The following is a 12088-nucleotide window of genomic DNA, read 5'->3' as shown; positions in this document are numbered from 1 at the left end:
CTGATCATGACCAGCCGGGCGCCGCCGTCATGACACCGAGGTGCTGGCCGGCGGCGGGGTCGCCGGGTCGGCGGCGCGCTGCGCGTCCTCGGCCCGCTCCTGCTGCTCGGCCTGCTCCTCGTCGGTCGGCTCGGTGCCCGGCGGTTCGCGGTCCGGCGTCGGTTCGCCCGACGGATGCCGGACCAGATAGCGGATCGCGGTGTTCAGCACGGCGAGCAGCGGCACCGCGATCAGGCCGCCGACGATGCCGGCCACCACGATGCCACCGGCGATCGCCAGGATCACCGCGAGCGGGTGCAGCGCCACCGCCCGGCCCATGATCAGCGGCTGGAGTACGTGGCCCTCCAGCTGCTGGACCGCGATCACGATGATCAGCACCGTCACGGCGGTCACCGGCCCGTTCGCGACCAGGGCGACCAGCACCGCGACGGTGCCGGTCAGGGTCGCGCCGATCACCGGGATGAACGCGCCGAGGAACACCAGGGCCGCCAGCGGCAGGGCCAGCGGGACCCGCAGCACCGCCAGGCCGATCCCGATGCCGACCGCGTCGACGAACGCCACCAGCACCGTGGCGTGCACGTACGACACCAGCGTGTGCCACGAGTAGTGACCGGCCCGCGCCATCGGCACCTGGGCCTCACGCGGCAGCAGCCGGCAGAGGAACGACCAGATCTTGGCGCCGTCACGCAGGAAGAAGAAAAGGGTGAACAGCACCAGGAAGAATCCGGCCACCACCTCGCCCAGCGTGGTCGCGGTGCTGATCGCCCCGCTGGTGACCGCGCCCTGGTTCGCGGAGAGAGCGGTGCGGGCCTGATCGACGTACTGACTCAACTGCGCGTCGGTCAGGTGCAGGGGACCACGCGACAGCCACGTCTGCACCTCGTCGATGCCCTCGGTGACCCGCGCCGACAGGTCGTCGAGCTGCGAGATGAACGTGCGCACGATCAGGCCCAGCCCACCGAAGACGACGACCAGGCCGCCGACCAGCACCAGCGCGGCCGCCAGCGACCGGGTGACCCCCCACCGCACCAGCGCCGCGCTGGCCGGCTGGAGGAGCGCCGCCAGCAGGGTCGCCACGGCCACCGGGATGATCACGACACTCAGCAGGGACACCACGCGCAGGAAGAGGTACGTCGCGACGACGAACAGGATGAACCGCCACGCCCAGGCGCCCGCCGTACGGACCCCGGACGGCAGGACGTCGTCGGTGGTCGGCCGCCGGTCCACCAGGACCACCGGGGTGGCCGCATCCTGCAGTTCCGGCCCGACCGTGAACGGCGGTGGCACGTTCCGGCTGGCCGCCGATGCCAAGGTGGTACGGGCCCGCTCGCGAACCGCCTGCGCCCAGCTCATGATTCTCCTCGTTACGCCACGTGACTACGCCTCCTCACTTCCCTCTCACAGGCCGGCACATACGTCGAATGCGGAAATCACTGCCACCGATCAGTGGCTGTGCTCCAGTACCGCGGGCCACCCGGGCGCCGGGCGGCCGAGGAGGAAACCCTGACCGAGTCGTACTCCGGCCTCGATCAGCACGTCGATCTCCCCGGCGGTCTCCACACCCTCGGCGACGACCGTGGTGCCGAGCGAGCTCGCGAACGCGGCCATCGCCGCCGTCAGCGCGCGGCGGGCCGGATCCTCGTCGGCGTTTCCCACGATGCTGCGGTCGAGTTTGATGATGTCCGGCCGCAACTGGAGGATGTGCTGCATCGTCGCGTACCCGGCACCGGCGTCGTCGACGGCCAGGCGCCCACCGCGCAGACGGATCCGGTCGGCGACCTCGGTGAGCGCGCCGTAATCGCTCACCACGGCATGTTCGGTCACCTCGACGACGACCCGGGCCAGGTCCGCGCCGAGCCCGTCGAGCAGGTCCAGGAAACGCGGGTCGACGAGCGTGTCGGGGGCGACGTTGACCGACAGGTAGGCGTGGGTGGGAAGTTCCGGGAGACGGGCGAGAGCCTTGGCGACCGCGTGCAGTTCGAGATCGGGTCCGAGCCCGGCCGCCCAGGCCTCGTCGAACCAGACGTTCGGCGGCCGATAGGGTTCCGCCGCGAAACGGGACAGGGCCTCGGCGCCGACCGGCTGCCGGGTGTGCAGGTCGACGATGGGCTGCAGGACGATCCGCAGGGCGCCCTCGTCGTGCAGCACGGCGGCGATCCCGGCCCGGAGCGCGTCGCGCCGTTGCTGCTCACGGCGCTGCCCGGCGGTCGCCTCGACCTCGGTGGTGACGTCGGTGCTGAACCCGTGATAGCCGACGACCCGGCCCCGGCCGTCGCGCAGCGGGGTGGCGTTGCTGCGCAGATGCCGGACCGTGCCGTCGGCGTGCCGGGTGGACGTGTGCCAGTCCGTGGTGCCGGAGGCGGCCAGTGCCCGTACGTCCGGGCCCGCCGGATCCTGATCGGAGAGCACCGCGTCCAGGCTGCCGCCGACGACCCGGTGCGCCTCGAGGCCCAGCAACGTGGTGACACCGTCGCTGGCATAGGTCACGCGCAGGTCGCCGTCGGTACGCCAGACCCATCCGGTCACGGTCCGGACGGTGCTCTCGAAGGCCTGCACCGCGGCCCGGGCGGTGGTACGCATGCGCCGGTGCAGGGCGAGCAACCGCACCAGGACGGCGGTGATCATCGGTAGTGAGCAGACCGCGACGACGGACAGCCATTCGTCGATCTCGGCGGCCTCGCCGTCGACGAGGACGTCCTCCCATTCCCACACCGACAGCACCAGCGTGAGCAGCATGCTCACCCCGAGGACCGCGATGACGGCGGCGATCAGCCGGTGGGTGGGCGCATCACCGGGGACATCGATTCCCGGGTGCGGGGAGACGGGACGATCGGGTTCCGACACGGATCACCGTTCGGCCGCGCCGCCCCGTCGCTGAGCATCCCGCGGGTGGCATTTCAGGGGCGGTTGAAGAAGTCCCGCAGCGCGTCGGCCACCAGCCGGGCGCGGCCATCGTGGCGAAGTGCGACTGGCCCGGCCAGATCACCCGGCGGGCGGCGGGAAGCGACCCGGCCAGCGTGTTCATCGTGGTGGGCATCGGCTCCCAGATGTCGGCGCCCTGCATGATCAGCGTGGGGACGGTGATCGTGGCCGACGGCGGCTCGGTCGCCTACCGCAGGCGGTCCGGCGGCGCGTGTTTCGTGCTGTCGCTGCCGGCCGCGTCGAGGGACCGGGAGATGGCGCGGGCGCTGGAGCGCACGAGCGGCGACAGCGCGTGCGGCGAGACCGTGCCGTAGCGGACGACCAGGGACAACGCCGCGACGACCATCCCGTGCGGGTCGTGGATCGGGGCGCCCACCGACAGGGCGTCCTCGGTGACCTGCCGGTCGCTGACCGAGAATCCGTTGGTCCGCACGTCGGCCAGCATGCGCCGCAGGGCCTTCGGGTCGGTGACGGTGTACGGGGTGAACCGTTCGATCGACGAGCCGATCACCTCCTCCTGCAGGTCCCGGGGCGCGTGGGCGAGCAGCACCAGCCCGACACCGGTGGCCGACAGCGCGAACCGGCCGCCGACCCGGGTGTGCACCGGCACCGCGCGGCTGCCGGCGATCCGTTCGACGAACACCACTTCGGCGCCCTCGCGTACCGCCAGCTGCACGTTCTCGTGGGTCACCTGCGACAGGTCCTCCAGGTACGGCAGCGCCCGTTCGCGAAGCCCGAGACCGCGCGGGGCCAGCGAGCCGACCTCCCACAGGCGCAGGCCCACGCTGTACCGGCCGGTGGCGTCGCGTTCCAGGGCCCCCCACGCCACCAGTTCCCCCGCCAGCCGGTGGACGGTGGACAGCGGCAACCCGGCACGGCGGGCGAGGTCGGTAAGGCTGAGAACGGTGTGCCGCGGCCCGAACGCCTCCAGGATCAGCAGGGCACGCCCCAGGACGGGGCCGGTCGCCGCACGCCGTGCCATCGGCGGCTCCTTCCGTATGTCGGAAACCCAGGATGACCCGCTGCGACCCAGGTCACAAACTGCGAGGCATGACGACGGCATTCGTTCCGGACCAGTGGTATGTGGCGGCCTACACACGCGAAGTGACCAGGGAACTCTTCACACGTACCGTCTGCGGTGAATCGATCCTGTTCTGGCGCACCGTGGACGGTGCCGTGACCGCCATGTCGGACCGGTGCGTGCATCGCCGTTTCCCGCTGTCGGAGAAGCCCAGCCATCTGGTCGGCGACACCGTGGTCTGCGGTTATCACGGGTTCACCTACGGCGCCGACGGCGTGTGCGTCGCGGTCCCCGGGCAGTCCCGGGTGCCGCGGACCGCGCGGCTGCGCAGCTACCCGGTCGTCGAGCAGGACTCGTTCGTCTGGGTGTTCATCGGCGATCCGGCGCTGGCCGCGACGACCCGCATCCCGCGGGCGCCGTGGCTGGACCTGCCGGGCTGGACCGTCGTCTCCGGCATGGAACCGCTCGCCGCCCGGGCGAGTCTGCTGGTCGACAACCTGCTGGACCTGTCGCACGAGACGTACCTGCACGGCGGCTACATCGGTACGCCCGAGGTCGCCGAGACGCCGATCACCACCGAGGTCGACGAGGAGGCCGGCATCGTCTACGTCTCGCGGCACATGGCCGACGCCGCCTGCCCGCCGTTCTACGCCAACTCGACCGGCATCACCGGGCGGATCACCCGCTGGCAGGACATCGAGTACACGCCACCGTGCCTCTACCTGCTGCACAGCCGGATCGCGCCGGCCGGGGTGCTGCCGAACGAGGACGGCAGCGACCCGGACGCGTTCCACGTCGAGGTGGTCTACGCGATCACGCCGGAGACCGAGGGTTCCACCCACGACTTCTGGGCGGTGGCCCGCGACTTCGCCCTCGACGACGAGGACGTCAGCGACTATCTCGCCAAGAGCAACCGCACCGTCGTGCTCCAGGACGTCGCCGCGCTCGACACCCTGGAGAAGGTGATCGCCGGCGAGCCGGACGGATACCAGGAACTGTCGATCAACATCGACACCGGCGGCCTGGCCGCGCGCCGCATGATCGCCCGGATGCGCGACCGGTGAGCGGCCAGTTGTTGCAGGTCACCTGGCTGCCCGGCGACGACCGGCTGCGCGGCCGCTGCCACTGCGGTGCGCAGGCCGAGGCCGGCGAGCCGGTCGCGATGTGGGAGTGGCTGCTCGCCCACCCCGACCATCCGGCCGGCGGCCCCGCGACCCCCGACGAGGCAGCGACCCTGCCGCGACCTCCGGCGCACCTCAGATGACAACCACCCTGATGGTACGGATCACCCGGCTCACCCCCGTCGCAAAAGGCGTCGTCGCGCTGGAGTTGCGCAGCGCGGACGGCCGTGAACTACCCGCCTGGTCCCCCGGCGCCCACGTCGACGTCCACCTCGCTCCCGGGCTGACCCGGCAGTACTCACTGTGCGGGGACCCCGCCGACCGGTCGGTGTGGCGGATCGCGGTGCGCCGGGAGGAACCCGGGCGAGGCGGTTCGCAGCATGTCCACGACCGGCTGTCGGAGCGGGACCTGATCGAGGTCGGCGAGCCCCGCAACCACTTCCCGCTGCTGCCGGCACCCCGCTATCTGTTCCTCGCCGGCGGTATCGGCATCACCCCGATCCTGCCGATGCTGGCCGCGGCCGAGGCACCGTGGGAGCTGCACTACGCGGGCCGGACCGCCGCCTCCATGCCGTTCCGCGACGAGTTGCCCGCCGACCGGCGGGTCACGCTCCACCCGGAGGACGAGTGCGGCCGGATCGACCTGGACGCCCTGCTCAGCCGGCACGAGCCGGGCACGCTCGTCTACTGCTGCGGCCCGGAGGGCATGCTGCGGGCCGTCGAGGAGGGCTGCGCACGATGGCCGGGCCGCCCGCTGCGCCTCGAACGGTTCACCCCCGCCCCGGCCGAGGGCCCGGACGAGGCGTTCGAGGTGGAACTGGCACGCAGCGGCCGGACCCTGACCGTACCCGCGGGCCGGTCGATCCTGGACGTGGTCGAGGCGGCCGGTGTCGGCGTGCTGTCGTCCTGCCGGGAGGGCACGTGCGGGACCTGCGAGACGACGGTCCTGGCCGGAGCCGTCGACCACCGCGACACCCTCCTGACCGCGGAGGAACGCGCCGCCGACGACACCATGTTCCTCTGCGTGTCCCGTTCCCGGGGCCCCCGTCTCGTCCTCGACCTGTAGGACCGCGCGGATCGCCACTGGCAGGCGGCGGCTACGTTGTCGATCATGACTGCGGACGGACGGGTGCCGGAGCCGGTGGAGACGACGGCTTTCGACGAGTACGAGCGGGTGCAGTGGGCGGGGCGGGCGACAGCCTTCGCGGGCAGCTACGCCGCCCTCTGCGCGCATCCCGCCGGCGCGCTGCTGGACGCCGCGCGGACCGGCGCCGGGGACCGGGTGCTCGACGTCGGGACCGGCATCGGCACGGTCGCCGCGCTGGCCTGTTCGCGGGGGGCGCGGGTCACCGCCGTCGACGCCGAACCCAGCATGGTGGAGATGGCGCGCCGCCGGGTGCCCGGCGCCGAGGTCCGCCGGGCCACGCTGCCCCGGCTGCCGTTCGCCGACGGCGCCTTCGACGTGGCGGTGGCCAACTTCGTCATCAACCACGTCGGCGACCCGGTGGCCGCGGTCCGCGAGTTGCGGCGCGTCGTCCGGCCCGGCGGGCATGTCGCCGTCACCATCTGGCCGTACCCTCCGCCGCCCGCCCAGCGGCTCTGGGGCACGATCTTCGACGCCGCGGGCGTCGAACGACCCGCCGACCTGCCGCGCGTCGCCCCGGACAGGGACTTCCCCCGCACCGCCGACGGACTGACGGCACTGCTGGGCCGGGCGGGGCTCACCGACGCCGGCTGCGAGACCGTCGTCTGGAACCACCGCACCGACCCCGCATCGTGGTGGGCCGGCCCGGCCTCCGGGATCGGCGCGCACGGCGCGGTGATGCAGCGCCAGGACGCCGCCACCGTCGACCGGATCCGGATCGAGTACGACCGGCACACCGCCGCCCACCGCGGCGCCGACGGACTGCTCTCGCTGTCCACCGCCGCCCTGCTGGCCTCCGCCGTCGTCACGCCCGAGAGTGCTGTCCCGTGACCGTCGCGGTGGCCGGGGCGAGCCGGCGACGGCGGGTGGGCAGCAGCAGCGTCGGGTGGGCGATGTTCCAGGCCGCACCGGCGCAGACGATCTCCTTGAGACGGGCCGCCGGCCGCCCGATGATCGCCTTCGGCGTGGCCCGGTCGTCGGCGGTGACGAACTGGATGATGCCGTCGCGGCGGCCGAGGCTGACGCACTGGGCGAAGTAGCGGATGGTGTTCTCCGGGACCGTGCCGCCGGTCAGGCGGGCGGCGATCGCGTCGGCGGCCTGCCAGGCCATCGGCCCGCCGGTGGCGCACGCCATGCGCAGCGGCCGGTCGCCGGGACCGGCGGCGAACCCGGCGTCACCGACGGCGTACACGTGCGGGTGCGACACCGAGCGCATGGTCTCGTCGACGACGATCCGGCCGTCGGTGACGGTGACACCGCTCGCGGCGGCGATCGGGTGTGCCTGGAAACCGGTCGCCCACACGGTCAGGTCCGCAGCGAGCCGGGAACCGTCGGTGTGCTCGTGGACGGTGATGCCGAGACGGGCGGCGACCCGGTGCAGGTGGGTGCGGGCGCGGTCGCTGAGCCAGTCGCCGAAGTCCCCGCGGACGGCGATCCGGACGTCGAGATCGGGGCGGGACTCGGCGATCTCGGTGACCGCCTCGATGCCGGTGAGGCCGCCGCCGACCACCAGGACCGTCGCGCCGCCGGTCAGTTCGCCGAGGCGGTCACGCACCTTCAGCGCACCCTCGACGCCGGCGATGTGATGGCCTTCGGTGGCGGCGGTGCTGCCCAGCGCGTACACCAGGGTGTCGAATTCGAGGTGGAGGCCGTCCTCGCAGGTGACGGTGCCGTTCTCGGCGTCGACGGCGACGACGCGGGCCTGCCGGAGCGTGACGCCGGTGCCGGCGAACACCTCGCGCAGCGGGCGCCCGGCCACGTGCTGGCCGGTCGCGAGCTGGTGCAGGCGGACCCGCTGGACGAAGTGCGGTTCGGCGTTGACCACGGTGATCTCGGTGTCGGCGGGGTGCAGGCGGCGGGCCAGGCGGCCGGCGGCGTGGGCTCCGGCGTATCCGGCGCCGAGGACGACGATGCGGTGCTTCATGGTGTGCTCCTGCCGGGTCGGTGCTGGGTCACCACCTGAACCGGGCAGGCACGGCATCCCTGACAGTGACCTGGCTCACTCGGTGTGGGCGGCGGCCCACTCGCGGGTGAACCGCCTGAGCTTCGACGGGCTGCCCTGGATCTTCAGGGCGGTGATGCCGTCGCCGCCCACCTCGAGGCAGATGACGCCGACGACCTGGCCACCGGCGACCGCCACGATCGCCGGGCCGCTGTTGACGACGGCCGCGTGCACGGTGAGCGGGCCCTCCGGCAGGAACCGGTCGACGGCGCCGGGCCGCAGGATGCCGCGCAGCACCCGCGCCAGCTGGAGCCCGCCGACGATCGGCGTGGTGCGCGCCGGAACCTCGCCGCCACCGTCGGTGATGCCGACCGCGTCGCTGGCCAGCAGCCGCACGAGGGGCTCCACCTCGCCGCTGAGGGCGGCGGCCAGGAACTGCTCGGCGATCCGGCGGGCGGCGGCCACATCCGTTCCGGTACGCGCCCGCCCGGCGGCCATGTGCTGCCGGGCCCGCCGGTGGATCTGCTGACAGTTCGGCTCGGTCAGGTCGAGGAAGCCGGCGATCTCGGCGTGCGGGTAGCCGAACGCCTCCCGCAGCACGTAGACCGCCCGCTCGTTCGGGGTGAGCCGCTCCATCAGGGTCAGCACGGCGATCGACACGGAGTCGCGCTGCTCGGCGGTCTCGGCCGGGCCGAGCATCCGGTCACCGGCGAGCACCGGTTCCGGCAGCCACTGGCCGACGTACGTCTCGCGGCGGGCCCGCGCCGAGGTCAGCTGATTGAGGCACAGGTTGGTGAGGACCCGGGTCAGCCACGCCTCCGGGATCTCGACCCGCTCACGGTCGGCGGCCTGCCAGCGCAGGAACGTGTCCTGCACGGCGTCCTCGGCGTCACCGGCCGAGCCGAGCATCCGGTAGGCGATCGCCTCCAGGCGGCCACGGGACCGCTCGAACACCTCGACATCCCGGGCACTGACCACCATGACGGTGAATCTAACCCCTGCCGGTCGCGGTGTGCCGCCCGAAGCGCCCGGCGGACAACAGCCCTTGTCGATGTACGCCAGACTCGGGGGCCGCCCGACGAGAGGATCTCTGTGCCTGTGGATCGCCCTGCCGACATCGCGCCGATCGTGGCCCGGCTCGCCGCGGTCTACGTGGTCGGCTGCCTGACCCTGCCGGTCGGAGCCTTCCTGTTCGTGACCCTGGCCTTCGGGGGCACCGCCGTCGCGGCGGCCGGGCTTCTGGCGACACTGGCCGGAGCCGGCGGCCTGATCTTCCTGGCCGGCACGGGGACCGGCACCACCCGGCGGTTCTGGTGGGCGGTGACCGTGACCCTCGGCGGGGCGGCCGGCCTGATCGGCGGCGCGCGGGTCACCGTCGCCCTCGACATGAGGTACGGCGAGATGCTGCCCTGGGCGCTGGCCGCCGGCGTGCCGTACGTCCTCGTCGCCGCCCTGTTCGTCGGCCGCTGGACCCGGCTGGCCGCCGTCGTCGCCATCGTCGCGCTGACCGGCGGCGCCTGGCACGCGGTGCGGGAGCAGACGCGACACGACGACGCCGAGGACGACCGGAACCGGGTACTGAGGATGCTGCAGGCCCCCCTCGACCTGGTCTGGACCACGCAGATCCCGGGATACCGGCGCATGACGGTTCCGGTCACCACCTCCACCGCCTACGAGGCCACCGACCACACGACCGTGAGGTACTGGGGTCACCAGAACATCCAGGTCGCCCTCACGCACACCGCCGTCCAGGGTGCCGACTGCGGCCCCGACCCGCTCCATCGGCCGCTCCCGGAGCCGAACCGGGCGCCGCCGCCGCAACCGCGGCCGGATCAGATCAGCTGCCAGGACCGGGGCGGCGGCCTGCGCTACCGGCGCGGTCCCGATGCGCACGAGTACATCCGCACGGTGGGCGACACGGTCGTCCGGGCCGGGGCGGGCACGGAGGTCGACGAGGCCCTGCTCGAGCAGGCGGTACGCGCCGCCCGGCCGATGACGGTGGAGGAGCTGGAGACCGAGTTGTTCTACCGATGACCCGGCGCGGGTGCCGCACGCCCGGGCCGCGCGGCAACGTACGCACAGTCCGTCACCGGGTCACAGCGCAGCGCCATGCTCGGCTGGCGGGAGGCTGAGGGCACCCGACCCCCACGGTCACGGCGGTCGCTAAGCTTCCCGTAGAGCAGGAAGATCCACAGTGGAGCTGACTGCTCCCGCGTTCACGACAGGGCAGCTCAGGAGCCTTTCCAAGCTGGTGACCGGGAGACCTGCACGCCGGGACCGTATAGCCGGTCCGGCATTCCGGCAGGTACGGTACAGACTTCGTAATCGGTGATCTTTGCTCGGTTTCGATACGACACGAGGCTGATTGGGGAGCAATCGATGCCTGCGGCAGGCCGCTGGACGAACTGGTGGCGCAGGCGGCGGCACGAGCAGGCCGAGCCCGTCGAGGTGGTGGCAGAACCGGCACCGGAGACACCGGGCGCGCCGGACACGCCCCCCGCGCCGGACCCCTGGCGGCCGGTCGCCGGCGAGTTCGCCCTCCGGCTGCTGACCCTCACGTGGGAGGCGGTCCACCACATCGGCGAGGCCGAGTTCCGCGAGCAGGACAGCGAGCGGCGCAAGGTCCTGTTCCGCATCGACCACTCGGTCACCCGGGTCCGGCGCCTCGCCGAGAACCTGCGGGTCCTCACCGGCGAGCCGCTCGACGACCCGGACCAGCAGGTCACCTCGTTGCAGGACGTCACGCACGCGGCCGGCGCCGCCGTGGAGAACTACGAGCGGCTGCATTTCGGCCCGATCGCCGACCTCGCCGTCGCCGCGGTCGCCGCCGACGACGTGATCCGCATCCTGACCGAGCTGATCGACAACGCCGACCGGTACTCACCGCCGACCGAGCCGGTCACCATCGCCGCGCACCTGACCGGCGACGGCGACGTGGTGATCCGGGTCGAGGACAGCGGCATCGGCGTCAACCCGGCACACACGCCGTGGATCGAACGGCTCCTGGACAGCCCGGACGGCCCGGCCCCCGACGAGCTGCGGCCGGCGCACCTGGGACTGTCCGTGGCGGCCGTCCTCACCCATCGGCACCGGTCGTTGCGCGTACGCCTGGTCCCCCGTCAGCCGCGCGGCACCGTCGCCATGCTGCTGATCGGCGCGGACCTGCTCTGTGAGACGCCGCGCCCGCCCGAGCCGGAGCCGGCACCGGCCGGCAGCATCCCCGAGCCGCGCCGCAAACCTCTCGCCGGCAACGAGGTGACCATGGTGCTGCCGGTGCAGAAACAGGCCATGCCGCGCCGGGTGCCGGCCAGCGTCCGCAGCGCCGACCCGCCGCCCCCGCCGGTCAGCACCCTGGCTCACCGGACCACCTGGCACGACGACGCCGCCGACTTCAACGCCGGTGTCGACGCCGCCCGGGCCAAGGCCCCCCACCGCAACGAGCGCCCCCCGAACGTCGAAGGACCCCGATGACCGACTACCGCACCACCGCCGACGGCGGACAGCCGGACGTCTCCTGGCTGATCGACCAACTCGTCCGTGAGGTACCGACGATCACCGCGGTCGTGCTGGTCTCCGCCGACGGGCTGCAACTCGCCTCCTCCGGCCACCTCAGCCGCGACCACGCGGAGAGTGTCGCCGCACTGGCCGCCGGGTTCCTCGGCATCACCGGCCAGCTCGGCGGCCTGCTGCAGCTCGGCGCACCGGAGAACCTGAGCATCCGCTACCCGCACGGCCACCTGGCCTTCCTGCGCATCGACGACCCGGCCGGCGACTTCGTCGCGGCGCTGCTGGTCTCGGCTCAACCACAGACCCAGATCGGCCACCTCGGGTACGCGATGACCACGTTCAGCCAGTCCGTCGGTCACGCCCTGACCCCGGAGACCCGGCACGCGCTGCACCAGAACACCCTGCCCGCACCGGCACGTCGCTAGGAGGCC

At 72.8% G+C, this 12088-nt stretch carries 12 protein-coding genes; 7 read left to right on the top strand and 5 right to left on the bottom strand.

Translation table 11 applies throughout. The features are described from left to right. Positions 1-27: 27 nt before the first annotated feature. From BC793_RS15720 to BC793_RS15710, 3 genes are all read right to left on the bottom strand, one after another. A complete protein-coding gene (locus BC793_RS15720) occupies positions 28-1353 on the bottom strand; it encodes an AI-2E family transporter (protein ID WP_109593256.1) in 1326 nt (441 codons plus the stop codon). 90 nt (positions 1354-1443) lie between these two features. Then, positions 1444-2844: a sensor domain-containing phosphodiesterase gene (locus BC793_RS15715; RefSeq protein WP_109593255.1), complete on the bottom strand. Its 1401-nt coding sequence runs from the start codon at positions 2842-2844 to the stop codon at positions 1444-1446. Positions 2845-3109: 265 nt separating this feature from the next. Beyond that, positions 3110-3904, bottom strand: coding sequence for an IclR family transcriptional regulator (locus BC793_RS15710; protein WP_109593254.1), 795 nt, complete (start codon positions 3902-3904; stop codon positions 3110-3112). 68 nt (positions 3905-3972) lie between these two features. Between BC793_RS15710 and BC793_RS15705 the strand changes: the two genes are divergently transcribed. The 4 genes from BC793_RS15705 to BC793_RS15690 are packed head-to-tail and all read left to right on the top strand — an operon-like array spanning position 3973 to position 7039. Continuing rightward, entirely contained in the window at positions 3973-5007 is a 1035-nt protein-coding gene (locus tag BC793_RS15705; RefSeq protein WP_109593253.1) for an aromatic ring-hydroxylating oxygenase subunit alpha, read from the top strand. Beyond that, complete coding sequence (locus tag BC793_RS15700) at positions 5004-5207, top strand: hypothetical protein (RefSeq protein WP_109593252.1); 204 nt, start codon at positions 5004-5006, stop codon at positions 5205-5207. Before BC793_RS15705 ends, BC793_RS15700 begins: the two co-directional genes overlap by 4 nt. Then, positions 5204-6130: a PDR/VanB family oxidoreductase gene (locus tag BC793_RS15695; protein WP_109593251.1), complete on the top strand. Its 927-nt coding sequence runs from the start codon at positions 5204-5206 to the stop codon at positions 6128-6130. The genes BC793_RS15700 and BC793_RS15695 overlap by 4 nt, the downstream gene beginning before the upstream one ends. A 45-nt stretch (positions 6131-6175) precedes the next feature. Further along, the gene (locus tag BC793_RS15690) at positions 6176-7039 is read left to right on the top strand and encodes a class I SAM-dependent methyltransferase (RefSeq protein WP_109593250.1); all 864 of its coding nucleotides are present in this window, start codon (positions 6176-6178) and stop codon (positions 7037-7039) included. Here BC793_RS15690 and BC793_RS15685 read toward each other — a convergent pair. Both BC793_RS15685 and sigJ read right to left on the bottom strand, forming a co-directional pair. After that, positions 7014-8132: an NAD(P)/FAD-dependent oxidoreductase gene (locus tag BC793_RS15685; RefSeq protein ID WP_109593249.1), complete on the bottom strand. Its 1119-nt coding sequence runs from the start codon at positions 8130-8132 to the stop codon at positions 7014-7016. The two genes, BC793_RS15690 and BC793_RS15685, sit on opposite strands and share 26 nt — an antisense overlap. Before the next feature lie 75 nt (positions 8133-8207). Then, the gene (gene sigJ, locus BC793_RS15680; RefSeq protein WP_109593248.1) at positions 8208-9131 is read right to left on the bottom strand and encodes an RNA polymerase sigma factor SigJ; all 924 of its coding nucleotides are present in this window, start codon (positions 9129-9131) and stop codon (positions 8208-8210) included. 117 nt (positions 9132-9248) lie between these two features. Here sigJ and BC793_RS15675 point away from each other — a divergent pair, with 117 nt between their 5' ends. From BC793_RS15675 to BC793_RS15665, 3 genes are all read left to right on the top strand, one after another. Further along, complete coding sequence (locus BC793_RS15675) at positions 9249-10184, top strand: hypothetical protein (RefSeq protein WP_109593247.1); 936 nt, start codon at positions 9249-9251, stop codon at positions 10182-10184. 345 nt (positions 10185-10529) lie between these two features. Further along, entirely contained in the window at positions 10530-11621 is a 1092-nt protein-coding gene (locus BC793_RS15670; protein WP_109593246.1) for a sensor histidine kinase, read from the top strand. Then, positions 11618-12082: a roadblock/LC7 domain-containing protein gene (locus BC793_RS15665; RefSeq protein ID WP_109593245.1), complete on the top strand. Its 465-nt coding sequence runs from the start codon at positions 11618-11620 to the stop codon at positions 12080-12082. The genes BC793_RS15670 and BC793_RS15665 overlap by 4 nt, the downstream gene beginning before the upstream one ends. Positions 12083-12088: the final 6 nt, after the last annotated feature.

It is taken from the genome of Actinoplanes xinjiangensis, assembly GCF_003148685.1.
Classification (GTDB): domain Bacteria; phylum Actinomycetota; class Actinomycetes; order Mycobacteriales; family Micromonosporaceae; genus Actinoplanes; species Actinoplanes xinjiangensis.
The sequence above is the reverse complement of the archived record's forward strand: the minus strand, read 5'-3'. Positions and strand labels throughout refer to the sequence as shown.